This is a genomic window from Candidatus Binataceae bacterium, assembly GCA_035308025.1.
Lineage (GTDB): Bacteria > Desulfobacterota > Binatia > Binatales > Binataceae > JAJPHI01.
Map to the genome: position 1 here is coordinate 1 of DATGHL010000040.1, position 26,111 is coordinate 26,111.

A 26,111-nucleotide genomic window follows, 5' to 3' on the forward strand; every position below is an offset into this window, starting at 1 on the left:
TGCCTATGTGCGCAACCTCGGCCCTGACCTCGCGGTCGCGGTTCCGGCGGGTGAACGGATCGCAATCCGTACCGCACCCGCCGCCGGCCAGCGCGCCGATGTCGGCAGCGCGTTCGACTTGACGGTCGATCCTGCGCTCCCTTTGGGCGGTAGGTTCTTGTGGACGATTATCACGCCGGGTCCGGCGCGCGCGCACCTCGTCGCGCATTCAGCCGATCTGGTAGCACTGACGACGAACGCGACTACTCCCGCTACAAACGCAACCCTGCATTTCGCCGCTGTGCCCGCAACCATCTTGCCAGGCATGCTGATCGTCGATCTTACCACCGGAGCGGTCATCCCGAACGGCGCGACTGTAGTTTCTAAGACGGCCACAACCGTCGCGATGAGCCAGAACGCCACCGGGGCCGGTGTTGGAAACGGCGACTCGATTCAGTTCTCGAACAATGCTCCGATCCCGTCGCGTCCGCGTGTTCGTCTGGTTGCGGATGCGGCCGGGGATATCGCGGCTCGTGTGGAATACGGGCGCGGCGGGCGAACGCGATCGGGCACGCTGACGCTGCGCGTCGATCCGACGATTCTCGCAGACGGGCACGCACTGGACACCATCGGCAACATGGACCCCGACCCGACGGCGATCATCGGCACGCCGGACGCCGGGTTCGACCACGCCTACCTGATCACTCACGCCCCGAGCCCGGCAATCGATTTCGGTGCCGACCCGAACAATGCCAAGATGCAAGTCGTATCGCGCGACGCCCTCGACGCGTTGGTGGCATTGCTCGCGGCGCGGGCGACACCCGGACACCTCCAGGTAACGCAAGCCTTCGCCCCCACGGGCGCTGGCGTAGAGAGCGTCGGCCGACGCCTCGTGCTCGGGCACACGACCCTCGATCCCGGTGTCCTCGCCGCGCTCGCTGCACGGTCCTTCGATTATACCGAGCGCGCTGGCGGATCGGTGACGGCGATCATGCGGCCCGACACATGGATCGAGATCGGTGACGCGGCAACGACGGCGCCCCTTCCAGCCGAAATCGTCCTCGGCACACCGCTCAACCTGGCCGTCGTGCCCAGCACGTTGCCGCCAGGCACTTACAATTGGAGCACGCGTGCAATCGGCGCTGGCGCAGGCTCTTTCGACACGCTGGTTCTCTCCAGTGCACGCTTCACGCCGTCGAAGCCCGGGCTGCTTGTTCTCGCGCTGACCTACGTCGCGCACAACGATTCGCTCGCGGCACCTTATACCTTTGAAATCCGTCTCAAGCCCGCGCTCGACGTGCCCACGACAATTATACCCAAAGAGCAATACGACATCATCATGAACATCCTCGACGCGTTCCATCCGATCGGAGTCGAGGTACGCACCGACAACATTCGCAAGCATGTAAGGGAGATCGAGCAGGATCCGACGAAAGCGTTCCCAGCTTACAGCTTTCCCAGTTACCGGTTCTAACAGGGCTGGAAATGGCAGATATGTCACGCTTCTACAACTAGACCGGAAGGAGATCAAAGGATGGCAAACTTAACGTACCAGCGCAGTTTCCAGCATCGGGACTGGTTTGATGGTCAAGACATAGTGCAGGCAGGTGGTGAAAGGGGATTCAATGTCGAATTCCATAGTTTGGAAGCAGAGTTCGACAACATATCTACTGTCATTAACCAGATTAACACGGAACTCGCTTTCCAGCCCGTTGGCGCCGGCGGCGCGGTGGTCTATGCGGGAGGCAATGTCGGCGTCGGCGCCGGCTTTTCCGCGGCCGCCCCGCCAACCCACCGCCTCGAGGTGAATCTTGGCGATAACACCGCAACCACGGAACGGGTGCGTTTCGGCAATGCGGTGTGCTGCAATGGCGGCGCGGGCGCGTTCGCAGGGTACGCGATCTTCTCCCATAAAAGCCATGCTTTCGATACCGATTACGCGTTGCAGCAGGGTCCCAACGGCAACGTCCACATAAACGCCACTGGCGGGCAACCGGTGAGCATCCGCCAGAATGGAACTTCCATCCGCTTGGGTATTTCCCCCGCCGGCAATGTGATTGTCGGCCCCAGCGAAGCCGATCTGCCCGGCGCACCTGCCAATGCAGTGCTCCAGGTCGCGGGCGACGCTTTCAAGGCCGCCGGTGGCACGCAGTGGGCACCCTCGGATGCCAGGGTCAAGCAAGACGTGCGCGACCTTGAAGCGGGGCTCACTCAGCTGCGACAGGTCCGCCCGGTGCGCTTCCGCTACAACGGTCTGGCGGGCACCCCAGCTGGTCGAGAGGGTGTTGGCGTGCTCGGCCAGGAAATTGAAAAGGTCTTTCCGGAAACCATCCGGCTGACCTCCTGCATCCTGAATGGCGAGGCGCATTTTGACGACTTTAGGATCTTCGACGGTTCAGCCCTCACCTACGTGCTGATCAATGCTGTAAAAGAACTGGCACAAAAGGTTGACCAGTTGGAAGAAGCGCTCGCCGAAGCCCGCACGGAACGTCGGGCCGACGGGACAGTCGGCTAGGCCGCGCTAACACTCCATGATCCAAACCGTCCGTATCTCGGGAAGACCACGCGTGGGTCATTCAGCTCGTACCGGCGGAGCGGACGTCAATTACAGGAGGACCTCGTGAGCAACAAAACTCCGTTCCCTACGATAACTCAGGGCGTTCACTGGCTCGGTTGCCTGCTGCTATTCGCCTTACTCAACTCTAGCAACGCGTGGAGTGCATGTAATCCTCCTCGAGATATTGATATTCAATGTCCGGGTCATACAATGCCACCAGCCATTTACGACAATCCCGGCAACCCCCCAATCACAGACTCGATTGCACTATGTCCGGCCCCTCTTGCAACCACCACTGTAGTGGACTGGTCGTTTGCTTCGGGTGGAATTTGCAGTAACACGTCGACAAGTGTCACTTGCAGCGATGGCACGAACACTATGATCCTCACGGCTCCGGCTCCGCCAGGACTGGCCTCGGCGACTTTCAGCGGCAAGGTTCCCTCCGGTCTGCTCAGTTTTAGCGTACTCGTCACGGATCATGGCAATACAGCTATTAATTGTACAGGGAACTACCAATTCAACTTCCGTAGTACGAGCGGCGGTTGGGGCGACGTGCACGTCAACACGGTCGAAGCCGTCCACTACAACTTCCAGAGCGCGGGCGAGTTCACCGTTTTGCGCGGTGACGGATTCGAAATCCAGGGCCGCCAAATTCCCGTTGCCACAACGTCCGTCCCGGGCGCTGATCCCTATACTGGGCTTGCGACCTGTGTCGCTATCTACAGCGCCGTAGCCGCTAGCGTAGGCCGGCACCGGGTTACCTATGAGCCGGAGGTTACCCTTGAGTCGAACGTTGGCGGGGTTTCGCATGCTTCCCGGATGCAGCTCCGCGTGGATGGCGTTCCGACCGAGCTGGGCCCTGAAGGGAGAACTGTTGGACCCGATCTTCCCCCGATCACGACCACCCATGATTCCCTCCATAATCCCGTGCAGTCGATCAGTGCCCGGATCATTAAGTCTCCCGCCGGTGATGGCATCGAAATCCATTACTCAGACGGAACGCTGCTGGTCGTCACGCCCGCATGGTGGCCCGGCCAGCAACAGTGGTACCTCAACGTGAACGTTTATGGGACCACAGCCACCAAGGGGATTTTTGGTAAGCTGGCAGACAAGAGCTGGTTGCCGGCCCTCCCCGACGGCACTTCGCTCGGACCGAAGCCGACATCGCTGGATGAGCGCTACGTCGAACTCTACGACCGGTTTGCCAATGCCTGGCGGGTGAAGGGTTCGGCGAGCCTTTTCGATTACGCGCCAGGCACGACAACCGCCACCTTCACCATCCCCGAGTGGCCTAGAAAAAACCCGGAGTCCTGCACGATTTCTAATTCTGGCCAACCGCCCGCGCACCCCGGCGACGTAAGGGTCGCAGAGAAGCTATGCAGCCCCATTACCGACAAAGACATGAGGGCCGACTGCGTCTTCGATGTGAGCGTAACCGGTCATCCTGGTTTCGCGCAGACCTATTTGCTCACGCAGAACCTCCGGCCGGACTTGACTGAGACGAAGGTGAGGTCCGATGACGACGAATCAAAGCAAGGAAAGCCCGTGACGTTTGTGGCGACCGTAGCGCAAAAGCTGCCCCGGGGCTTCAGTATACCAGGTGGGAGTGTACAGTTCGTTCTCGACGGAAAAGACGTCGGCAAGCCGCTCTCGCTCGATGCAAAGGGCAAAGCGCTATGGCGTACTTCGAGCCTGCCAGTCGGACGCCACGAGATCGTGGCTAAGTACATCCCGACAGGCTGGGGAGGTCCCTTTCTACCTAGCACCAGCCCGGCAAGGAAACACAGGGTCGAGAACCGCGGTGACGATTAGCCGCAAGGTAACGAGTCATGAGACAGTGGCAATGCACACGCCATGGTCACAGCTGAACGAGTGTGAATTCTGTTGAGACCGGCTGCTGGATGTGACGAAGCAGGATGGCAGTCTGACAGGTGATGGTGGGTTCGGTGTAGTCATTTTTGTTGCTGACTGAATGATTAAGTGAGTAGAGGAGGCGAGCATGGCAAAAAACTTTGAACCAGGCGATCGAGAAGAGTTACCGATGTTTCAATCGGGCGGCTTCGTGAAAGAGACCGGATTGGCGGTCGTCCACGAGGGTGAGTACATCATGCCGGCTCCAGGCTCAGAGGCCACAATCGAGCCGGCACAGATGATGACTGAAGCGGTAGTGAATTACTACTTCCCGGTCGAAGTGGTCGTGGTCGGTGGTCTTTCTGAGGAGGACCACGCAGCGGTCGAAGCGCGTATCTGGCGAAGCTTTGGGGACGCGCTCAACCGCATGACTTAAACTAGTGCGTCAAGTCAACTGCTATATTCCGATTAAGGTCTGCATTAGAGGCCGCCTGAGTGATTCCCAGCTCGATGAACTGGGTGAATCGCTTGTGCGCGTCCTTACATCCCGCATCGCTAGCGCTCAGCAAAGAATTTCCTCCCGCCAGCACGGCCAGCCTATGCGCGGGACCAACGAAATCATCAGGGAAGGATACAAGGCCGCCCAGCACGACGTTATTCCCGGAAAATACAGTGTTCCTTCCTATCAGGGCCGAGGCATTCCCATGAGCGTTATCGTTCGGGGGCAGCCCAACTCAACTGCACAAGCTTCGCCGGGCTCGCTATTCGATCGAGCGTTCGAAGCCGCTGATCAAAGCAGTTGGGAGGTCGTAGCGGAACTTATAAATGGCTTCAGTCCGGAGCATCTACGATATTTTCTTGCGACATTTAAAGGTCAGCCTGACAAACTTTCTTACATATATTTGGGGGCTATCGGAAACAAGCGGGTCGGCGAGGAATCCGCAGTTGCTTTGGCAACAAGAGTCACTTATCTCGATTTCAGCTTCCGGGAGCAGTTACGGCAGAAAGATTGGGGTCGAGCTGCGTATTTCTTAAATGCGTTCAACCGATCGGATATTCTGTTAAGACTAGAGAGCCTTAATTCCGGAACGGTAAAAGCGGTTCACGAGGGTGCAGTTGAAGATTCGGAATTGGGAGAAGACTCTGGAGCGGCGAGGGTCAGCGCCGAGGTTTTGGCGCAGCGGGCGGCCAAGGGCGATACCAGGGCGCTGCTGCTTCCCACGATCCGAGGTGGCGACAAAGACGCGCTTGCGAAAGTCATGCGCGTCATCGATGGGATTTCGCCTTCCGGAAACACCGATCGCCCCTTTACGATAGTCGTCGACGGCCAGCCAGAAACATTGACGGCGGCGCAAGCGGACGCAATCCGATCCAAAGCAGCACGTATATTGAGCGAAAACTTGAGCCGCGTCAGAATCAAGGCGGACTACGCCGAAAATAGGTACCAAACGCAGATTGAAGTTGACAAGCAGCATTGGATCGTCGCGCCGATCGTGAAGACATTGGGAAGGGTCCAAGATCCTGGGCCGGATTTGCTGGCGTATGTCGTCTGCGCGAATAGGGAAATCCAATCTGCGCTTGAAGCAGCTTCCTCACACCAACTCGAAAAGGCCGCAACCCTTATGGCGGATGCGGAAGCCGCAGCCATTTCAGCGAACAAGATGTGGCAGGCGTATTTCGAGGGGATCATAAACGCCAGCGAAATGACTGTAACCGTGTTGGAGGTCACGCGGGACGCTGCATTTCTCACCCTCGCAGTTCTGGCGACAGTCGCGAGCGGCGGGGCTGCGGCAGGCGCGCTTGGCGCGGCCGAGGGAGCGGGAGCGACGACAACGGTCCTGGGATTCCAAGTCGGAACCACAGCCGCTGCCAACGTGATTGCGACAGGCGCTCCCATCGTCGCCAACTTGGCGGAAGCGGGCGCAAAGGTGTCTATGGGGGACAGGGTCGATTGGGGCGCGCTGGTCGTTGATACTGCGATGCAGGTCATCATCACGCGTTTCGGTGGCAAGGTTACCGGTGGCATCGCCAAGGCATTAGTCGGCAATCCAGCAACGGAGAGTCTAGCAACCAAAGTCACCGAAAACTTGGTCCATACAGTCATTTTGCATATGGGATCGACCGCCCTCACCACGGCTGCGCGAGACGCGTATCGCGCCCTAAAGGGGCAAAATGTGACTTGGCGGAGTTTTGCTGATGACCTGATCGGCAGGTTGACTGATCCTAAGGGAATAGCCGTGGCTCTCATCACCACGGCGTTGACTTCCGCGGCCGGAAACATTGCTCTTAGGCGGTCGCGAGCATCGTCAGAAGTAGAAGAGACGACAGCGACTGCGTCAGGAGCGGAACGGGCGGAAGTTGCGAAATCGACCACCGCGACCGCTAGCGCCGATGAAGCCGCTGCGGCACTGCGCAGGAAAACAGGTCAAGTCGGTGCAGAAGCGTCTTTAGAACCACCGCCAGCGTCGGAGCCACAGCCTGTTTCGACAGGGGCGGGTCGTCCGTCTGGCGGAGCTCGGGGTGCTGCGGAGAAAACACCACCACTAACCCTTTATCGGGGCACGGTGTATCGCTTCGTTCGCGGACGTTCTCGGCAGGTTCACGACCTAGGCGATGGCGTATACATGACGTTCGATTCCGAGCTGGCAGTCCGATATGCGCAGGAACGAAGAGTGCAGGTACAGGCTTTGGAGCGAGGTGCCCCGGGGATTGTGCTTCGCGTAGAGGCAGAACCGAGTGAGTTAGGGAGAGTCTTGGACTTCTATAATAACCGGGGGCTAAGAGCCGAGTGGGAAAGCTTTCTGCATCACCAAGCGGGCGGCGAGTTCGTGCTCAGAGGAGGACCCGCAGAAATGTATAACGCTCATTTCGAAAACTGGTTGTGGACCAAAGGAATTGCTCCGGAACAATTCGATGTGATCATCGGACCTGAGTATATCAGAGGCGGCTCTCAAGTGTGCATCCGAAACGAAAATATCGCTGATTCCCTATTGCGCAAAGCTGAGGAATGGGCCAGAGCCCATGAACCGGTAACTCCTGCTTACCCAGAAGTTCTTGCTCCCAAAATTCGGCCTCGCGAATGAAAACGTCCTACAACATCCCAGGCCGCGCGTCATGGCTAGACGAGCTCTCCTCGGATGAGAAGACCCGCATCGAGCGCGTAATATTCCTTGCGATCGAGCGAGCTGTCAAAAGCATGGCGGAACATGGCTCGCAGATTGCGGCTGCCGAGATCCAAGGAGCGGGGAGCACCAGCGGGCGATTCGAGTTTTCTCGCTTTAGTCCCGATGCCGGCACTTATTCTGTCCCGAGCTATCAGAAACAGGGCGCACCGGTGGAAGTGCCGGTAATCTCTTTTGAACCTGAGCAAATTACCGTCACGCCAGATCGGGTAATCGACGATAAACCGCCGTTCCAGGATGCGCTCGTCCTCGCGTTGCCAGGCAATCATTATGTTACTATTGAAGCTCATCGCTATGCTACGACCATGGATCCTATCCACGCGGTGGTCTGGGGGAAGTTGTTGTTCGGCACGACAACCTGGGCCATCCTGTCGCGGTCGCAACGATCGGGCGAACTCCTTTACTATGTTGCCGGGCTGAGCGAGCGGCTAACCGAAGCCGACCTCAAAGTCCATCCATTCGATCCTCAGGCCCGCCCAGTCCCCGGAGCCACGGGCGAGTTCTTTGGCCGCGTTCTGCCTTCACTCCCAAGTGGCTATGCAGTTGAATCTGTCTATTTTCCGGATGGCGGAAGAACCGCACCGACGCGTGAGGCTTTCACTGGCTTCGCTGGGAGGTTGGCGGTGGCGCGAGAAGAGCCTCGCTTGCCGCTCGATCGCGCGAAGGTTCGCGTCTTTATCTTTGGTAACATCGACCTGCTGCTGGCTAGCGGCGACAGCGACGATTTAGAGAAGGCTGCGAATCTGCTGGCCGAGCTTGATGCGACCGCCTTCTCGCTCATCGATGCGGATACGCGGGTGCGCTATCTGACTGCGCTCGTCAAAGCCTGGACCAGTGAGCCACAAGAGAAGGCTATCGTCGAGATTTTCAAGAGTGTCGCTGATCGAAGCGAATTGGAAACGATCATCAAGCATCTCCACCATGCCGGAATCTGGGATCAGCTTTTTGACGACCTCGACAGCGAATTGTGGTCACTACTCATCGCGCTTGGCAGCCGTTTTGGTGACAAGTCGCCACTCAGCTTCGACTCGCTGAAGAAATGGCTGTTGGAGGCAAAGCTGATCCAGCCAGTCCCGGGCGTCCGGATCACCGATAAAGGGATCGAGATCTCTGTGGACGCACTGGCCGAAGCCTACGAGGCAGCCCGAAGCTTCATCGGTTTCATCGGTAATTTCTTCGAAAGCCTACGGATGTTCATCGCCCACCCCGAGAGGGTGGTGGATGCGGTTGGTCAGTTGGCCAAAATGAGCCTAACGGTTGAGCTCGCATCGCTTGGCCATATGGAGTCCATCAAAGCCATCCAGCAGGCACTCGCTGCGATCGGGGAACAGGCACTTTACGCCCTGAAAGGCGCTGCGGTGACGGGCATGGGAGCAGCCATTGAGCGCCGGGTTAGATGGACAATTATCTGGGAAATTGCCTCCTGGTTCATCGGTGTGGGTGAGATTAAGGCGGCAGTGAAGGGACTTGGAATCAGCGAAGAGCTGGCTGCTCTAGGCCGCATCCTTGGCATACTGGGTTTGGCCGAAAAAGCGGTCGAGGGTGAGCTCGTAGCAACGAAACTCGAGACGCTCGCCCGCTTAATTAGCCGTACGAGCAAGACGTTCGCTAAAGAAGAGGACGCGCTGCGGTTCATTTCCCGGCTGCCACCCGAAGATGTGGCACGTCTTGGCCAAGCACTGGAGAAGCTCGAGCTGCATGAGGCGACCGACCTCACCAAGCTACTGGAAACGAATACTGAAGTCGGTGATGCCCTGCGCAAAGCAGAGGTCCTTAGCGAATTTTCTCGCGGGGCCAGCGGGCTGAGCGATGATGTGGCAGAGGCGTTTGCTCGCCTTTCGCGCAACGGGCGTCTGCCCCCCGACGAAATCCGCGGACTCCTTTATGGGTTGCCCGAAGGTCAGCACGCACGCTTTGCTCGAGCGGTGCGCTCGATCCCATCGTCAGCTTTCGGACCGGGGGGATCAGCCTCGGTTAACTTCCTGGACATGCTCGCCGCGAGCCCCCAACGAATGGATGCAATGCTGCAGATGGGCTATGGATCGTTTGCGTCTATTCATCGTCGAGCTGGAAGCAGCGTGGAGAAAATGGATCAGTACCTCAGCACATTGGCTGAATTAGAACAGAAGCTGCCACCCGCTAACCGGGCAATCGAGTATCAGCGCCTCTTGGACCAACTGGAACGAGGAGATGCCCAAGCATGGCTCGAACTCGAGAATGCCCGTGCTGCCGCTGAACGAGGAATTGACACAGCTTTTGCGGAAGTCCATGGGTTGCCGCCTGAAGGTCCGTACGCAACCACAGCTCGCTTGGCGAGAGGTAACTTTGGCGAACGGGCGGCCGCAGAAGCGCTCGCCGCCAACGGGCACGGAATACTAATTTATAAGCCTAGCATTCTTGGTACAAACCAGGGCGGCATCGATATCGTTAGTATACGCAACGGGGTAGTCTACCTCATCGATAATAAGGCTCTATCGCGGGGCGGTAACGTCGGCTCAGTTTCAGCTCTCACCACCAACTTTTCTCAAAATCTGGCGGCGACCCGAACAGAGCTTGTAGGCATGCTGGCGCGGGCCGGCTCGACCGAGGAACGAGTTCTGATCCAGCAGGCGATTAGCGCCGTAGATTCGGGAAACTATGTGCGTGCCGTAACGAACGCAAACGTCGTGAGGAGAGACACTCAGATCCTGACAGGGATTACCAGCAACCTCCAAAGCCAAGGAATTCGATTCATTAACGTGTTCCCATAATAAATTCGGCAATCCACACGCCGAAAAGATTGGGGATCAGTATCGAAACCTCGAGGGTTTGGTATCGCCGCAGCGTCGGCGTCCCGTCACACGCGACCGCGCAAGCGGATCTATGACGAGGCGGTGTCCTTACGCTGGCCGATGTTCCGGGATGCAGCCAATCGGAGTTGAAACTTTCGACCCTCGAAACTATGCACCATTAGGAAATCTCCGATAGCGTAGGGGTTTGGTCTGTGGACTCCCCGAAAGACCGTCGTGTTCGCAAGATCTATTTGAACAAGACCCTCTGGTATTTCACCCCGTAAGCTCCTCGGAAGATCTAGCATATCCGGGTCTTGGCCACCGAACTCGTCGTAGCCGGAAGCCAACGAGCGAACGAGGGATTGGCGCGCCCACGCTCAAAAGGGGTTACAATTCGGTGAATTTCTTAACGTGAACTTTGTGATCCATGATCTCCCATTCGCGCGAAGAACAGCCAAAGTTGAGCCAAAGTCAGTCGCAGTTTCCCGTGCGGGGACTTGACAGCCAAAGCGTCCTTCGATAGAAAGACAAGCACTGTCGGGAGTTTTACTGGTACCGAGGGCGGGACTTGAACCCGCATGTGGTTGCCCACGGTGGATTTTGAGTCCACTGCGTCTGCCGTTTCGCCACCTCGGCGGGCCAATTCCGGATCAAAACAAATATCCCGTTTCGCCGCAAGCTTGATATTCACCGAACGCCGTCTGCTGATCGCGATGGCGCGAGACAGAACCTCGAGCCTCCATTGCGACACGAATGCGCTGCCCCTAGCCTTGGGCGGCGAGGCGCGATGCGAGATGACAGTTCACCGTTCTTTTGACGCGGGGCTAATGGACAGACGGCGGATGCGCATTCGGTCCGTTTGGGGACCGGGCCTCGTCGCGGTCGCGCTACTACTCGTCTTGCGGATCGGGAGCGCGGCCAGTCAAACGTCGCCTGGCGCCAGCCCGTCGCCGACAACACCGGCCAGCACAGCCGTATCGCCTGCACAGGCCGAGCTTCAAGCGCTGACCAGCTCCGGCAAACTGACTGATCTGCGTTGGCCCAACTTCACTGACTATCGCGCCTATGTCCAGGAGTTCTATCAAATCGGCGGGTGGTCGCCGGACTGGTTTCCGAATGGGCAGGCGAGTTCGCAGGCGCTGGCGATGATCTGGCAGTTCAAGCAGGCTGCGCTGAAGGGTCTCGATCCCGAGGATTACGACGCCTCGCGCTGGGACGGCCGCCTGGCGAAAACCAAACCTGCGACCGCAGCCCCGATAGATAGCGACCTCATCCATTTCGATTTAGCCCTGACCGTCTGCGCGATGCGCTTTATTTCCGATCTGCATATTGGCCGGGTTAACCCGCAGCATTTCAAGTTCGATTTGGTCGGACCCGAGCGCTACGACCTGCCGACGCTGCTGCGCAATGAATTTATGAACGCCTCGGATGTCAGCTCGGCGGTCACGAAGGTCGAGCCGCCGTACGACGGCTACCAGCGCGCTGAGGTAGCGCTGGCGGCCTACCGCGTGATGGCTCTTGCCGGCGATGGGCCGCCGCTGCCGCTGCCCGTGAGGGCGGTGCGTCCCGGCGATACTTATCCGGGGATGGCGCAGCTCGCCGCGCGCCTGCGTCAGCTCGGCGATCTCCCCTCGGCCAGCACGACCCCGGCGGGCTCGACGGTTTATGATGAGACTGCGGCCGATGCCGTCAAGCATTTTCAGGAGCGCCACGGACTTGAGCCCGACGGCGTGATGGGCGCGGGCACTATCGCGCAAATCAATACACCGCTCGGCGCACGAATCGAGCAGCTGCAGTTCGCGCTCGAGCGCTATCGTTGGATTCCGCAGACGTTCCCGCAACCGCCGCTCGTCGTCAATATCCCGGAGTTCCAGTTGAGAACGCTGCGCAAGCAACCTGCCTATTTCCTCTCGATGCGCGTGGTGGTGGGCAAGGCTTATCGCCATCACACGCCGGTGTTCGCCAACTCGATGCGCTATCTCGTCTTCCGCCCCTACTGGAATGTGCCGCCCTCGATCACGCGCGGCGAACTGATTCCAAAAATCCGCCGCGATCCCGATTACCTGGCGACGCACAACTTCGAAGTGGCCAACAACGCCGGCAGTGTGGTGACGGATGGCCGCGTTTCCGACGAGACGATGCGGGGACTCAAGTCCGGGGCGCTCTATATCCGGCAGAAACCCGGACCGAAAAACGCACTGGGGCTGGTGAAGTTTATTTTTCCGAATGATTACAAGGTCTACCTGCACAGTACGCCGGCGCCCGAGCTGTTCGCGAAAGCGCGGCGTGATTTCAGCCACGGCTGCATCCGCGTCGAGCATCCGGCAGCGCTGGCGGCGTGGGTCCTGCGCGATAAACCTGAATGGACGCTGGATAAGATTCGCGCGACGATGAACGGCAATCAGACCGTACAGGTCAATCTCGCTAAACCGATTCCGGTGCTCATCCTGTACAATACGGCCGTGGTCGAACCCGACGGCGAGGTGCGTTTCTTCGACGACATCTACGGTTACGATGCCGAACTGCGAACCGCGCTCGCGGCCGGTTATCCGTATCCGAGCTAGCCCATAAGAGGAGGGCGCTGATTCCTGACGTTGAAAAGAATTAGTGCAGTGCGCGACGCTCGTAGCAGCCGCGGCAGACAAGGATTACAGCGCGGGCGGGCAGCTCCCACGTGAACCACCATCGCCACCACGAGGTCGTCTGCCGATGCGTGGATCTTTTCGAGTACCACAAGCTTCGTGGATAAGCGCGGATTGAGTCGTCGTTGGCGGCGCTCAGGCCCTGCGCGCGTACGTCGCGCAGGGCCCGCCAGATATGCGCCGGTGCAGCGATAATCAGCACGCGCCGCCAACCGCGTTCGGCCGCCGCTGCGGCGAGCGCGCGGACCTGTTTCACGGTCGAGATATAGCCGGCGAAGTCACTCGAAAACTGATTAGGATAGTCGCCGAAATCGAAAATCTGCTTGGGTGCGAAGAAGATTGGGAGTTTCAATCTACGGCTCTCCCGCAGCGCGGTCGCGGCGATCGCCAGATTAGCCGGCAGTTGGGCCGGCGCCCCAAAATTCAGCGGGAAGATGACGTCGAATTCAGTCACTCGAGACGCCCGCAGCAAATCGAGGCGCGTCGCGCAGGTTTTTAAGTTCGCTTTCAAGCAATCGTGCGACGAGGGGCGCGGCGGCGCGCGCCGCCTCCGGCGCTTGCCACGACAGCGCCGTGCGGCGGACGATAAAATCCTCGACGGTGCGCGCGAGTTCGTAACGTGCGGCGAAGATTACCTCAGCCCCGATTGCAGGCGCCCCAGCGACGAGCAGCGCGCCCAACTCAATCTGCTCGCCGGCGATTGTTGCCACGATCTCCGCGCGGCTGCCGTAGCGCGCGCGCAGGAGTTCGCGGATTGGCTGCGGCAGACGCTGTAGATTCGCATCGCCAGGAACAGACGATCGCGCCCCGGGCAGCGGCGTCTCGCGCGTCGACGATTTAGCTTCGGGACGGCCGCTTCGCGCGCAAACCCGATCGACGACCTCCTCGGCGATCGCGCGATGAGTCGTGAGCTTGCCGCCCGCGACCGTGATCGTCCCCGCCGCACTCTCGAGGATGACCTCGTCGCGCGGGACCGCCGACGGGCCTGCGCCCGGCGCCGCGAGCGGCAGCGCCCGCAGCCCCGCAAAACCGTGGAGGACATCCTCTGCACGGAGTCCGAAGTCCGGCAGCCAGTCGGTGATGACGCCCAGCAGGTACTCGACGTCGCCCGCTTCGACCGCGACCCGCGCAGGGTCGCCATCAAAGTCTGTGTCGGTGGTGCCGATCAACAGATGATCCCCGTACGGGATGACGAAGATGATGCGCCCGCCGAGATCGGTTAACACCAGCGGATTGCGGACCGGCAGGCGCTCGCGCGCGATGACCAGATGCGCGCCTTTGGTGAGCCGCACGCTCGGCGCGGCATCGGGAGTTTCCATCCGGCGGATCTGATCGACCCAGGGGCCGGCCGCATTAACGATCGTGTGCGCGCGCACTTCGATAGGTGCGCGGTTCTCGAGATCGCGCACGCGCAGAAGCGCGTCGCCGTGACGGTCGCGCGCCAGACTCTCGACCGCGGCGTAGTTTGCGACCGCTGCACCGTGATAGGCCGCGTCAAGCATGTTCTCGAGCGTGATTCGCGCGTCGTCGCCCCAGGCGTCGAAATAGGTCGCGCCGCCGGTGACGCCGTTCGAGATTAAACCCGGTTCAAGCTCGCGCAGGTGCGCTGCGCTGAAGCGACGATGCCGCTCCTGACGCGGCGTCCACGCCATCAGATCGTAGAGCGCCAGGCCGATCGAGAGTGCGACGCGTCCGGGACGGCGGCCGCGACGGAACGGGAGCAGGAAGCGAATCGGGCCGACCAAGTGGGGTGCGGTCAGGTGGCGGAGCCGCTCGCGCTCACGCAGGGCCTGGTAGACCAGTCGCAACTGCCCTTGAGGCAGATAGCGCAAGCCGCCGTGGATCAATTTCGAGGAGCGTGAAGAGGTCGCGCCGGCAAAATCACCCTGCTCGAGCAATGCAACCTTGAGCCCGCGCATCGCGGCGTCGCGCGCGATCGCCGCGCCGTTAACCCCGCCGCCGATAATCGCGAGGTCGAAGTTCTCGGCGCCAAGCCGCGCGACCATCGCGCGGCGGTCGAGCAACGGGCAGTTCGGCGCGGCAGAGCCGCTCAAGCGGATTGCATCGGCTGCGATAAAACGCTGCTCACTCGTCAGCGTCTTCCTGGAACGAGTAACGTTCCTCGCTCCACGGGTCGCCGTGATTATGGTAGCCGCGCACCTCCCAAAAGCCGCGCCGATCCTGCGCGCAGAACTCGATTGCGCGGACCCACTTAGCGCTCTTCCAGGCGTAAAGCTTCGGCACGACCAGGCGCAGAGGTCCACCGTGATCGGGCTCGAGTTCCGTGCCGTCGTGACGCCAGGCGAGCATCACGTCGTCATCGAAAAATTCTTCAAGCGGGAGATTGGTCGTATAGCCGCCGTCACATTGGACGAAGACGAATTTCGCCGCCGGCTTGAGGCCGGCCAATTTTGCCAGGTCGGCGGTTTTGACCCCCTCCCAGCGATTGTCATAGCGCGACCAGGTTGTCACGCAATGAAAATCCGCGACCTCGGCGGCGGTCGGCATCGCGCGGAATTCCGCGAAAGTGAGGTGCAGCGGCCGCTCGACCAGACCGGTCACGCGAAAGTCCCATTTCGCGCGATCGCATCGCGGCGTCGCGCCATAGCTCAATACCGGAAAATTGGTTACGAGGGTCTGCCCCGGCGGCAGCCGATTCTGCGGTTTAGGGGCAGACTTCGCCATGTCTGGCAAAATATCCAAGCGCCGCCGGTATCGCTAGTGGCGCCGCAGTCTCGAGTGGCGCCGCAGTCTCGCTCAACAATGTACTGAGCATCTCACAGAGAGCGCTTGACGGGGTTTCAATCGATAGAACTGAAAACGCCGAAAGCGAGGGAGGGCTCCGACGATGTTTCCATCCATCACAATCATGATTTTGGCATCGCTAACTACCGCCGCGTTGGTGATTGTGAACTGGTGCGTCTGGCGCAACGCGCCGATCCTGCCGTATCCCGCGACGCTGCCGCAGCCTGCGACTGATGAACACTCGTTCAAGCAGGTCGCTTAACGAGTTGAACGCCGCGCCCGCGAGCGTGGGGCAGGCGAACGTTCGACACACGATCTTCCGGCAGGCGCATCGCGTCGAGGATCGCCGCGGTCATCGAGGTGGTGGTGGCCTGACCCCCGAGATCGGGCGTGAGTGTGCGGCCGGCGCGCAAGACCGCGCCCACGGCTATCCGGATGCGCTCGGCCGCGCGTGGCGCTTTCAGGTAGTCGGCGAGCATGGCAGCCGACAAGATCGCGGCGACCGGGTTGGCGAGATTTTTGCCCGCGATATCCGGCGCCGTGCCATGCACGGCCTCGAAGATCGCGCCGCGCTCGCCGTAATTCGCCCCCGGCACGACGCCGAGTCCGCCGACCAGCCCGGCGCAAAGATCCGAGACGATGTCGCCGTAAAGATTTTCGAGCAGGAGAACGTCAAAGGCTGCGGGATTCGTCACCAGCCGCATGCAGGCGGCGTCAACGATTCTTTCCTCATAGCGAATCGTGGGATATTGCTTCGCGACGCGGCGGGCGCATTTCAGAAAAAGCCCGTCAGAGAGCTTCATGATGTTGGCTTTGTGGATCGCGGTGACCAGCTTGCGGTCGTTGTGCCGCGCATACTCGAAGGCGAACCGCGCGATTCGCGTTGACGCGCGCGCAGTAATTACTTTGACGCTTTCCACGATTCCGGGTGTGATCTCGTGCTCGATGCCGGCGTAGAGATCCTCGGTGCTCTCGCGCACAACCACCAGGTCAACGTCGCGAAAGGGGGTGTGCACGCCCTCGAAACTGTGAGTGGGCCGCAGATTGGCATAAAGGTTAAAGGTCTTGCGCAAATAGACATTGATCGATCGGTAGCCTTCGCCCACCCGAGTCTCGAGCGGCCCCTTGAGGGCGATGCGCGTCCGTTTGAGCGAGCGGATCAGCGCGTCGGGCACGGGCGTGCCGAATTTCTTGACGCCAGCGGCCCCGGCCTCCTGTTGATCCCATTCGACTCTGACGTCCGCGGCTTCGAGTACGGCGACCGCCGCGCCGATAACTTCGGGCCCGACGCCGTCACCGGGGATCAGCGTGACGCGGATTGACTGCTCCGGCCGAGTTTCACGCGACTTCCCGCGCGCAGCGCCGTTCAGAGGAATTGCCTTGCTTTTTATAGCTGCCAAAAAACCAACCGAATCTTTTCAGATGCTGACGACCAACAAGTTTATCAGGAGTTCACCAACCCAACGAAGATGTCGGTCACATTCGTTCCGGTCGGTCCAATGACGATCAAGTCACCCAGCGAATTGAAGAACGTATAGGAGTCGTGGCGAGCGAGCGCCTTTAGAGGCTCGAGTCCGGCTTCGCGCGCACGCGCGAGGGTTGTTGCAGTCACGATTGCGCCGGCTGCGTCGGTGGGACCGTCGATGCCGTCGGTACCTGCGATGAGAACTGCGAGATTCGGGCGTTTTTCGCCTTCGTCCAGCGCGATTGCGAGCGCGAGCGCGCAATGTTGCGCACGTCCGCCCCGCCCGTCACCTTTGACCGTCACGACCGGTTCGCCCCCGCTGATCAGGCAAACCCGCTCATCACTAAGACTCAGCAGGCGTGTCGCGAGAGCCCGTCCCACCCGCTCCGCATCATCTGAGAGACTGCCTTCGCGCTCGATTCTGTAGCCGAGCCGTTGCGCGCATCGGGCTGCGGCCTCTTGGGCAAGCTGATTATCTCCGACGATGATGTTGACCGTGCGCGCCAGGACGGGATCGGTAGGCTTGACCGTTTCGCGCAGTTCGCCCGCGACGCCCCGCTCGAAGCGATCGCGCACCGGCTCCGACGTTCGTCCCCAGAGCCTGCGCCGCTTGAGGATCGCGATCGCATTGGCGAAGGTCGTCGGATCGGCGCTCGCCGGACCCGAGCCAATCGTCCCGAGGTCGTTATCGGCGACATCGGAGAGAATCAGGCTCAGGATACGAACGTCCGCCTTGAGTGCGCGCAAGAGGCCGCCGCCTTTTAGATCGGATAGATGTTTGCGCACGGTATTGAGCTCGTGAATCGAAGCCCCCGAACGCATCAGCGAGGAGGTCAGGCTGATCTTGTCGTTGAGCGAGATTCCTGAAGCCGGCGCCACCGCGAGGGCCGACGCACCACCGCTCAGCAAAAGCAGGATTAATTCGTCTGCTCGAGCACGTTCGACGAACTCGAGGGCAGCTCGCCCGGCCCGCTCGGAGGCGGCGTCGGGCAGTGGATGCGCTCCGAGCATCAGACGAAACGGCAAGTCTGAGGAAAAATCCGATGCCGCTGGTGGCGGCGCGACAACCAGCGTATCGACGATCTTGTCGGCGAGCTGCGCATGCGCGGCCCGCGCCATCCCGAGCGCGGCCTTTCCCATGGCCAGCAGACGAACTCGCGACGCGTTTGCAATAATGGCGGACCCCCGCTGATCAATCTCCCCGCTGAGCGCGCTCGTGGTGACGCGTGCAGGTTCGACCTCCGCTATCGCTGCCGCGAAGATTTGCAGGAGGTCGGCGCGTAGACGCGATTGATTCCCAGCCTTTGAAGTTTGGGCGCTCATCGACGTTTCAGAAACTTTGCCGCAGCGAGCGTCTCAAGCTGCTATCACACGCGGGAAATGATTCAATCCTAACCGTTAACGTGTACTCTTTTTGAGCAGCTAAACCGATAGAAACTTGAATTTCGATGGGTTCTTTTATGCTATAGATAGATATATTGGGTAATTTCAACTCGAACTGACACATTGCGGTAGGCGTGTTTTTTGCGTTGGGAAATCGCGGGGCCTCGCGTGGATACGAACGGGAACCTTCAGACTTACGATCTCAACAGGCTGATTGAACATCATCTCCGCTTCACGCTGGCCAAGCCGCGGGCCGCACTCGGGAAGCACGATTGGTACCGCGCGACGGCGTTTGCGGTGCGGGATCTTCTGGTCGATCGGATGCTCGCGACGCGGACCCGCGTCGAGCGACAAAATCCCAAGCGCCTCTATTACCTTTCGGTCGAGTTTCTGATCGGCCGTTCGCTCGAAAACAGCCTTCACAGTCTCGGCGTGGTCGAGTCCTGTCGCGCGATTCTGGCGCAGCATGGCGTCGATCTGCAGGCGCTCTTTGACGAAGAGCCAGACGCCGCCCTCGGCAATGGCGGACTCGGACGGCTGGCGGCATGTTTTCTGGACTCGATCGCGACGCTGGATATGCCGGGTTACGGCTACGGAATCAATTACGAGTTCGGGTTATTCCGCCAGGAGATTCGCGACGGGTTCCAGATCGAGCAGCCCGACGCCTGGCAGCGTGAGGCCTCGCCGTGGTTGATCCCGCGTCCGGAGGAGTCCTGCCTGGTGCCGGTCTATGGCCATGTCGACCACGACAGCTTCAAGGACGGCGACTATCGTCCGCGCTGGAACGACAAGAGTTTTCTGGTCGGGATGCCGTTTGACTTGCCCATCGTGGGTTACGGCGGCCGCACGGTCAATTTCGTCCGGCTGTTCGCGGCGCGCGCCACCGACGAATTCGACGTCGGCACCTTCAACTCGGGCGATTATATCAAGGCGGTCGAACAGAAGCTCTTTTCCGAAAACCTGACCAAGATTCTCTATCCGTCCGACGCCGTGCAGGCGGGCCGCGAACTGCGCCTGCTGCAAGAGTATTTCTTCGTCGCCTGCGCAATTCGCGACATCGTGGGCGGCTTCGTGCGGCGCGGCGAGGATTGGTCGGACTTCCCCGCGAAGGTCGCGATCCAGCTCAACGATACGCATCCGGCGCTCGCGATCGCGGAGCTGATGCGCCTGCTGATTGACGAGCGCGGCCTCTCCTGGGCGGTAGCGTGGGAATACACACGCGCCGCCGTAGCTTATACGAATCACACCCTGATGCCGGAGGCGCTCGAGCGCTGGCCGATGGGACTGCTCGAGCGGGTGGTCCCGCGTCACCTGCAGATTATTCTCGAAATCAATCACCGTTTTCTCGACGCCGCGGCTTTGATCTGGAGCGGCGGCGGCGACAAGCTGCGGCGCGCCTCGATCGTTGATGATCACAATGGCCGCGAAGTCCGCATGGCGCATCTGGCGATCGTCGGCAGCCATTCCATTAACGGAGTTTCGGCGCTGCATACGGAGCTGGTTAAGACCCGCCTCGTCCCGGAATTCCATGAGCTCTGGCCGGAGCGCTTCAACAACAAGACCAACGGCGTGACGCAGCGCCGCTGGCTCCTGATGGCGAATCCGGGGCTGGCGAAGCTGCTGACCTTGGCGATCGGCGATAGCTGGATCACGGGCCTCGACAACCTCGAGGCGGTCGAGCGCTTCGCCGAGGACGAAGCCTTTCACTTCGAGTTTGCGATTGTCAAACGCGCCAACAAGGAGCGGATGGCGACGACCATCCATCGGCTGCTCGGTATCGATCCGGATCCGGCCTCGCTGTTCGACGTGCAGGCCAAGCGTATCCACGAATACAAGCGCCAGTTGCTGATGGCGCTCGGCATCATGCATCAGTATCTGAGTCTGGTGGACGATCATCTCGACCCGCCGATTCCGCGCACCTATGTGATCGCGGGCAAGGCGGCGCCCGGCTACTGGGCGGCCAAGATGATGATCAAGCTGATCAACTGCCTGGCCGAGACCATCAATGAAGACCCGCGCACGCACGGCTTGATCAAAGTTGCGTTCGTTCCTGACTATCGCGTTTCGCTTGCTGAGAAGATCATTCCGGCCGCCGACCTGTCCGAGCAGATTTCGACCGCTGGACGCGAGGCCTCGGGCACCGGGAATATGAAGTTCGCGATGAATGGCGCATTGACGATCGGGACGCTCGATGGGGCCAACATCGAAATTCAGGAGGCGGTCGGCGCCGAAAATATGTTCGTCTTCGGTTTGACCGCGCCGCAGATTGAAGAGCTCATCGCCAGGCGAGAGTACCGTCCTCGCGACTATTACGAGCAGGATTCGCGCATCCGGCGGGTGCTCGATGAGCTGGCGGCGGGGCGCTTCTGCCAGAATGATCCCGGCCTCTTCCGCTGGGTGCGCGATTCACTGCTCGGCCACGACGAGTACTTCGTGCTCGCCGATTTCGCCGCCTATGTTGAGATGCAGGATAGAGTTTCGCGCGAATACGCCGAGCGCCGCGGCTGGACGAAGAAGGCAATTCTAAACGTCGCGCGAATTGGGCGCTTCTCGAGTGATCGCACGATTCGCGAATATGCCCGCGACATCTGGGATTTGAAGGCGCTCGCGTAACCGAGCCGTGTATACTCGCTTGAACACCTGCGCGGTCGATTTGGTATTCAACCCATCATGCTCGGCGGCGTCCTTCCACAATCGACAGGACCGACTGCGTTGGAATAACCTTCGTCAGCTCGAGGCCTGCTCGCTCAAAGAGTTCGCGGAACTCCTGTTCCGTGCGTTCCCGCCCCTCTGACAACAGCATCAACAGGATGTCCAAGACTTTACCGGGATGCGGTTCGTCGCCAGCCGGGAGCACCGCATCGAGAACGAGAATGCGGGCTTTCTCGCTCATCGCCTCGCGGCAGCGGCGTAATATATCCAGGCATTGTTGATCGCCCCAGTCATGGAGGATCCGTTTAAGGAGGTAGGCGTCTCCGCCTCTTGGCAGTGACTCGAAAAAATTCCCGCCCACGATTTCACAGCGGTCCGTCAGACCGAACGCCTTTAAAAAGGCGGGGTCTCGCACGACCTGGGGCAGGTCATAGAGCGTTCCGGTCAGAGACGGATGAGCCTTCAATATTTCCGCCAGGAGGCCGCCTTGGCCGCCACCCACATCGACAACACGCTGAAAGTTCGCGAAATCGTAGGCAGCGACAACCGTCGCGTTTTCCGGCGCGGCAAAATTTGCCAAGCCTCGATCGAACCATGTACTCGCGTCGGAATGTTCGGCAAGGTACTCGAAGAAGCCCATGCCATGCTCGCGGTCGAAGCCTGGCTTACCGGTTAGAACGTCAGCGCGGAGATTTCCTACCGCGTTCCACCACGACCCGTCCCCGGCCATGTCACCGACCATCCGCACCGCATTGAGCAGCGAATCGGGCGTTCCAGTCTGGAGCAGCGCCGCCGCCGGCGTCAATTTGAAACGGCCCGGCGACTCTTGTGCAAAGACTCCGTGCCCGGCCAAGGTCCGGAGTAATCGGTAAAGCGACGGTTGATGCGCTCCAGTGACACGAGCAAGGTCCTCGATGCTTTTGGGTCCGTCCTTGAGGAGGTCGGCGATACCCAGTTCGGCAGCCACATGGAGACACCGGGAAACCAGGTAGTTTAGAGCGATCTCAAAGATGACTTGTTGAGGCGAGGGTTGAGAATTCCTTGCGTTCAAACCGCCTTTAGTCTGTGCCACGAAACCCTCTCGATCGAACGGTTCGTTCCCCGTCCGTTACGCGGCCTTTGACGCCTTGTCAGTCAAAGGCTTCGCACTACCCAAAAGACCTTAGTTCAGTACTGTCTCAGCGACAGAGCGCGCTGCTCTCGGAACCTAACGCGCAGGAAGAATCTCCACCTTACCGGTCGCGAGGCGGTAACGCGCGGGCAGGATTTTGAGCTTCCCCGCAGCGATCGCTTCCGCAAGAGCAGGCTCCCTGGCGAGGCGCGCGGCGATCAGGATCGCGTTTTCGTTGACCGCGTTGGCGACTGCGTCGCCGGGCTTATCTTTGGTCGCCGCTACCGCGGGATAGATATTCTTGAGCATCGGGCCGACATCGGCTTTCGGATAGTTCTTGACTGCCGCGGAGACCGCGCCGCACTGGTCGTGGCCGATCACCAGAATCAGCTTCGTGCCCAGGTGGCCGATCGCATATTCGATAGTTTCCAGCGCGAGTTGGTCGTAGGTGTTACCCGCCGTCCGCACGACGAAGAGATTGCCGACGCCTTGATCGAAGATGATCTCGGGCGGGACGCGCGAATCGGAACAGGACAAAACCACGGCCATCGGATGTTGCGGTGCTGCCGAGGGCCGCGAATTCGGATGAAGCGGTTTGTTATGGACGTAGCGCGCGTTGCCCTCGAGCAGGCGCTGCAAGGCCTGCTCGGCGGAAAGCGTGTCGGGCTCGGAGGCGGCGCCGGCCGGAAGAGTGCCGATGATCGTCAAGACAATAGCGAAGGTTGCAAGCAGGTAGTTCATCTGAACTCTCTCAAGTCCGGTCTAGCGACGGGGTGGGATGACCGGCAAGGTCAGATACGAGGCGAAGCCGCGGTCATGCATGATGGTTTGCAGAGCCGGGCGGGTCTCGGCGTCGATGAAAAGTTCGTGTCCCGTGTTCGGGTTGCGATCGAAGCGCGGGAAGTTGCTAGAGCTGACTTCCAGCCGGATGCGGTCGCCGGCCTTGAACAGGATCGAGGTTGACCACATATCGATGGTGAATTCGTAGATCTTGCCCGGCGTGATCAGCTTGGGATCGGCCTTGGACTCGCGCACGCGGGCGCGGAGGATGCCGTCCGTCAGGTTCATCGCGGTGCAGCCGCAGGCGCCGACCGCGACCAGCTTCGCGGTGAAATCGGTATCGGGCGCTGACGAGGAGGCGTAGAGCGTGAGCGAGATCGGCCCGGTGATCTCGGTCGCCTCGGCGAGCGGTTCGGTGGTGTAGACTAGAACGTCCTCGCGCGTCTCGATCGCGGTTTGATCGAAAGCGCCGCCGGGGACGGCGTTGTGATAGCAGCAGAGGCCGCCGCCGTTGGTCGGCACCGGATTTAACGGATTGTAGAGAAAGCAGTCCGGCGGTTCATGATCGGGCGTGGCGGTCGAGAGTGCGCCGTCGCCGGCGGCGCTGTTGGCCTTGCCGCGGCTGTGAAGGTAGTAGCGGCGCCATTCCGTATCGGGAATCGGCCAGTCTTTTTCGTCGCGCCACTGATTTGCGCCGATCGTATAAACGCGCACCGGCGACTCGTCGGGCTCGCCGTTGTTTTTGCCCTTGAGCCAATGGTCGAAAAAGCTGAGCTGCTGGCCGTCGAAATCGATCGAGACGTAGCCCGCGCGAAAACCCATATCAGCTTGGCCGACTTGGCTGACCAGCGGCAAAGTATGGAACCACGGACCCATCACGAGGCGCGCGTTGCGTCCCGCGCTGGCGCCCTTGGCGCGCATCCCGGCATAGTTGCGGACGGTGCCGCCGGCGAAAATGTCGTACCAGCCGCCGAAATTCAGCGTCGGGATGTTGATCTTCGGGTAGTACTCCTCGATGCAGAGTTTGCGCCAGTAGGCGTCGTCGTAGGGATGCTCGAGCCAATCGAAGAAGTAGGGCGCACCGGTGCGAAAGAGCGGAAAATCCTTGAGCGGCGTGGCGGCGACGGCTTCGCGCATCGTATCGATCGCGCCCATCACCGCGGCGAGCTCCTTGCGCGCTTCGGCTTTTTCTTCGCGCTCGCGCATCAGGCGAGCCAGCGCGAGATTGGTCATCAGCCAGCTCACATTGAAGAAGAGCGAGAAGGCGCCGCCCTGATAGGTCCAGTTATCATGATAGTCGCTCGCGGTGATTGCGGGCACCATCGCCTTGAGGCTGGGCGGCGCCTGGGTCGCGGCGAGCCATTGGGTTGCGCCCATGTAGGAGGCCCCGAACATCCCGACCTTGCCATCGGCCCAGGGTTGGCGGGCGACCTGCTCGATCGTGTCGTAGCCGTCGGCCTGCTCGTCGGTGAAGCAGTTGAAGGTCCCCGGCGACGCGTAGCGTCCGCGGCAATCGACGAAGACGACGTTGTAGCCGCGCTGGGCGGCGCGGAGCGGATCGAGGGTGTTGAAGGAGATCTGCGGGAACTTTTTGTCATAAGGCGTGCGGTTGAGCAGGACCGGCAGCTTCTCGGGGGTGTCGGGGCGGAAGAGGTCAGCCTTGAGCACACAGCCGTCGCGCAGCTGAATTTCGAGGTCGCGTTCAAATATGACTTTGGCGCCCATCGCAGTGCCTCCCGGCTTTCTCGATCAGATCGATGTTCTTCCGCTTTGTAACGCGGCGCCGGACCAACCCGCAAGCGGAGGCGCGCGATTTTGCGACGCCGAGGCGGCGCGGCGAGGCTGGCAACCGCCGGTCATTGCCTCTATAGTTGCCACGGTTGCCCGGTCGATCGCTCAGGCCGGGCGAAGGGAGTCGTCTATGCCGCTCGACCCACAAGCTGCTGCGTTTCTCAAACAGGCCGCCGACGCCGGCGCGCCGCCCATCGGATCATTGCCGGTTGCAGAGACCCGCGCGATGCTGTCAAGCCTCTTCCTGCCACCCGGCCCGCGCGAAGCGATCAAAAAGGTCGAGAATCGCGTGATCGAGCAGGGCGGCGTCAAAATCCCGCTCCGCATCTACACGCCGGAAGGTAAAGGCCCGCTGCCGATTTTGATCTACTATCACGGCGGCGGCTTTGTGATCGGCGACTGCGAAGCCTACGACATCCCGTGCCGCGCGCTCGCGAATGGGGCCGGATGCATCGTCGTGTCGGTGGATTACCGGCTGGCGCCCGAGCATAAATTCCCGACGCCGGTGGAAGATTGCTATGCCGCCGCGGTCTGGGTCAGCGCGCATGCGGCGGAGCTCGGGGGCGACCCCAAGCGGATCGCGGTCGGCGGCGATAGCGCGGGCGGCAATCTGTCGGCCGTGGTCGCGCAGATGGCGCGGGATCGCAAAGGACCGGCGATTGCGTTTCAGCTGCTGATCTATCCGGTCACCGACTACGAACCCAATACTCCCTCATCCCGGGCCAACGCTGAAGGCTATTTGCTGACCAAGGCCGCGATGGATTGGTTCTGGGGCCACTATCTCAGCAGCCCTGGCGACGGCGCCAAACCGTATGCTTCGCCGTTGCGCGCGACCGACTTCAGCAAGCTGCCGCCGGCCCTCGTGATCACCGCGGAGTTCGATCCGCTGCGCGACGAGGGGATCGCCTACGCCCAGAAGATGCAGCAGGCTGGCGTCAAAGTGAAGCATTCCGACTACCTCGGGATGATTCACGGATTTTTCAGCCTCGGCCATATTCTCAGTCGCACTAAGGATGTGATGAATGAATCGTGCGCCGAGCTGCGTGCGGCTTTTGCGCGTTGACAGCGCGACGGCCCGCCGATTTTGAAGGAATAGGAAAGGAGAGACGTAATAGAAAAATGGCATCAGAGCGGCAGCGCGAGATCAAGCGCCGACGTAAACGGCGCGAGAAACGGCTCAAGGCGGCGGTTCGCGAGGCCCG

At 60.5% G+C, this 26,111-nt stretch carries 18 protein-coding genes and 1 tRNA gene; 10 read left to right on the plus strand and 9 right to left on the minus strand.

The window, feature by feature from the left end; genetic code table 11:
• The 6 genes from VKS22_11835 to VKS22_11860 form a co-directional block, all read left to right on the plus strand.
• Positions 1–1,453, plus strand: a 1,453-nt coding sequence (locus VKS22_11835) for a hypothetical protein (protein HLW71300.1), incomplete at its 5' end; no start/stop codon positions are given.
• 60 nt (positions 1,454–1,513) lie between these two features.
• Positions 1,514–2,494: a tail fiber domain-containing protein gene (locus VKS22_11840; protein ID HLW71301.1), complete on the plus strand. Its 981-nt coding sequence runs from the start codon at positions 1,514–1,516 to the stop codon at positions 2,492–2,494.
• 420 nt (positions 2,495–2,914) lie between these two features.
• Positions 2,915–4,348: an Ig-like domain-containing protein gene (locus VKS22_11845; protein HLW71302.1), complete on the plus strand. Its 1,434-nt coding sequence runs from the start codon at positions 2,915–2,917 to the stop codon at positions 4,346–4,348.
• 187 nt (positions 4,349–4,535) lie between these two features.
• A complete protein-coding gene (locus VKS22_11850; GenBank protein HLW71303.1) occupies positions 4,536–4,823 on the plus strand; it encodes a hypothetical protein in 288 nt (95 codons plus the stop codon).
• Positions 4,824–4,827: 4 nt separating this feature from the next.
• Entirely contained in the window at positions 4,828–7,470 is a 2,643-nt protein-coding gene (locus tag VKS22_11855; GenBank protein ID HLW71304.1) for a hypothetical protein, read from the plus strand.
• Positions 7,467–10,319: a hypothetical protein gene (locus tag VKS22_11860; GenBank protein HLW71305.1), complete on the plus strand. Its 2,853-nt coding sequence runs from the start codon at positions 7,467–7,469 to the stop codon at positions 10,317–10,319. The genes VKS22_11855 and VKS22_11860 overlap by 4 nt, the downstream gene beginning before the upstream one ends.
• A gap of 571 nt (positions 10,320–10,890) precedes the next feature.
• On the opposite strand, the gene VKS22_11865 is transcribed toward VKS22_11860, so the two are convergent.
• A tRNA-Leu gene (locus VKS22_11865) sits at positions 10,891–10,976 on the minus strand.
• 206 nt (positions 10,977–11,182) lie between these two features.
• Here VKS22_11865 and VKS22_11870 point away from each other — a divergent pair.
• Entirely contained in the window at positions 11,183–12,904 is a 1,722-nt protein-coding gene (locus VKS22_11870) for a L,D-transpeptidase family protein (GenBank protein HLW71306.1), read from the plus strand.
• 40 nt (positions 12,905–12,944) lie between these two features.
• On the opposite strand, the gene VKS22_11875 is transcribed toward VKS22_11870, so the two are convergent.
• Genes VKS22_11875 through VKS22_11885 form a run of 3 tightly spaced genes read right to left on the minus strand, consistent with a single transcriptional unit; the run spans position 12,945 to position 15,667 of the window.
• Positions 12,945–13,436, minus strand: a complete 492-nt coding sequence (locus tag VKS22_11875; GenBank protein HLW71307.1) for a hypothetical protein — start codon at positions 13,434–13,436, stop codon at positions 12,945–12,947.
• The gene (locus tag VKS22_11880) at positions 13,429–15,036 is read right to left on the minus strand and encodes a glycerol-3-phosphate dehydrogenase/oxidase (protein HLW71308.1); all 1,608 of its coding nucleotides are present in this window, start codon (positions 15,034–15,036) and stop codon (positions 13,429–13,431) included. Before VKS22_11880 ends, VKS22_11875 begins: the two co-directional genes overlap by 8 nt.
• Positions 15,037–15,067: 31 nt before the next feature.
• The gene (locus tag VKS22_11885) at positions 15,068–15,667 is read right to left on the minus strand and encodes a sulfite oxidase-like oxidoreductase (protein HLW71309.1); all 600 of its coding nucleotides are present in this window, start codon (positions 15,665–15,667) and stop codon (positions 15,068–15,070) included.
• Between the two features lie 190 nt (positions 15,668–15,857).
• Between VKS22_11885 and VKS22_11890 the strand changes: the two genes are divergently transcribed.
• On the plus strand, positions 15,858–15,989 hold the full coding sequence (locus VKS22_11890) for a hypothetical protein (protein ID HLW71310.1): 132 nt from the start codon (positions 15,858–15,860) through the stop codon (positions 15,987–15,989).
• Here the strand turns inward: VKS22_11890 and VKS22_11895 are convergent.
• Both VKS22_11895 and VKS22_11900 read right to left on the minus strand, forming a co-directional pair.
• Positions 15,973–17,127: an isocitrate/isopropylmalate family dehydrogenase gene (locus VKS22_11895; protein HLW71311.1), complete on the minus strand. Its 1,155-nt coding sequence runs from the start codon at positions 17,125–17,127 to the stop codon at positions 15,973–15,975. The two genes, VKS22_11890 and VKS22_11895, sit on opposite strands and share 17 nt — an antisense overlap.
• A gap of 44 nt (positions 17,128–17,171) precedes the next feature.
• Positions 17,172–18,515, minus strand: coding sequence for a DUF4147 domain-containing protein (locus tag VKS22_11900; protein ID HLW71312.1), 1,344 nt, complete (start codon positions 18,513–18,515; stop codon positions 17,172–17,174).
• A gap of 228 nt (positions 18,516–18,743) precedes the next feature.
• On the opposite strand from VKS22_11900, the gene VKS22_11905 reads away from it, so the two are divergent.
• Positions 18,744–21,188, plus strand: a complete 2,445-nt coding sequence (locus VKS22_11905) for a glycogen/starch/alpha-glucan phosphorylase (GenBank protein ID HLW71313.1) — start codon at positions 18,744–18,746, stop codon at positions 21,186–21,188.
• Positions 21,189–21,243: 55 nt separating this feature from the next.
• Here the strand turns inward: VKS22_11905 and VKS22_11910 are convergent, their stop codons facing one another.
• The 3 genes from VKS22_11910 to VKS22_11920 form a co-directional block, all read right to left on the minus strand.
• A complete protein-coding gene (locus tag VKS22_11910) occupies positions 21,244–22,299 on the minus strand; it encodes a methyltransferase (protein ID HLW71314.1) in 1,056 nt (351 codons plus the stop codon).
• Positions 22,300–22,434: 135 nt separating this feature from the next.
• Positions 22,435–23,079, minus strand: a complete 645-nt coding sequence (locus tag VKS22_11915; GenBank protein ID HLW71315.1) for a carbonic anhydrase — start codon at positions 23,077–23,079, stop codon at positions 22,435–22,437.
• A 21-nt stretch (positions 23,080–23,100) separates the two neighbouring features.
• Positions 23,101–24,843, minus strand: coding sequence for a CocE/NonD family hydrolase (locus tag VKS22_11920; GenBank protein ID HLW71316.1), 1,743 nt, complete (start codon positions 24,841–24,843; stop codon positions 23,101–23,103).
• 196 nt (positions 24,844–25,039) lie between these two features.
• Between VKS22_11920 and VKS22_11925 the strand changes: the two genes are divergently transcribed.
• A complete protein-coding gene (locus VKS22_11925) occupies positions 25,040–25,972 on the plus strand; it encodes an alpha/beta hydrolase (protein HLW71317.1) in 933 nt (310 codons plus the stop codon).
• The last annotated feature ends 139 nt before the right edge of the window (positions 25,973–26,111 follow it).

What these genes read in the sequence shown, in the direction of transcription:
- VKS22_11850 (HLW71303.1), top strand. Translation starts at nt 4,536, where the DNA reads ATGGCAAAAAACTTTGAACCAGGCGATCGAGAAGAGTTACCGATGTTT.
- VKS22_11900 (HLW71312.1), bottom strand. Translation starts at nt 18,515, where the DNA reads ATGAGCGCCCAAACTTCAAAGGCTGGGAATCAATCGCGTCTACGCGCC.
- VKS22_11845 (HLW71302.1), top strand. Translation starts at nt 2,915, where the DNA reads ATGATCCTCACGGCTCCGGCTCCGCCAGGACTGGCCTCGGCGACTTTC.
- VKS22_11885 (HLW71309.1), bottom strand. Translation starts at nt 15,667, where the DNA reads ATGGCGAAGTCTGCCCCTAAACCGCAGAATCGGCTGCCGCCGGGGCAG.
- VKS22_11870 (HLW71306.1), top strand. Translation starts at nt 11,183, where the DNA reads ATGCGCATTCGGTCCGTTTGGGGACCGGGCCTCGTCGCGGTCGCGCTA.
- VKS22_11925 (HLW71317.1), top strand. Translation starts at nt 25,040, where the DNA reads ATGCCGCTCGACCCACAAGCTGCTGCGTTTCTCAAACAGGCCGCCGAC.
- VKS22_11920 (HLW71316.1), bottom strand. Translation starts at nt 24,843, where the DNA reads ATGGGCGCCAAAGTCATATTTGAACGCGACCTCGAAATTCAGCTGCGC.
- VKS22_11860 (HLW71305.1), top strand. Translation starts at nt 7,467, where the DNA reads ATGAAAACGTCCTACAACATCCCAGGCCGCGCGTCATGGCTAGACGAG.
- VKS22_11915 (HLW71315.1), bottom strand. Translation starts at nt 23,079, where the DNA reads ATGAACTACCTGCTTGCAACCTTCGCTATTGTCTTGACGATCATCGGC.
- VKS22_11840 (HLW71301.1), top strand. Translation starts at nt 1,514, where the DNA reads ATGGCAAACTTAACGTACCAGCGCAGTTTCCAGCATCGGGACTGGTTT.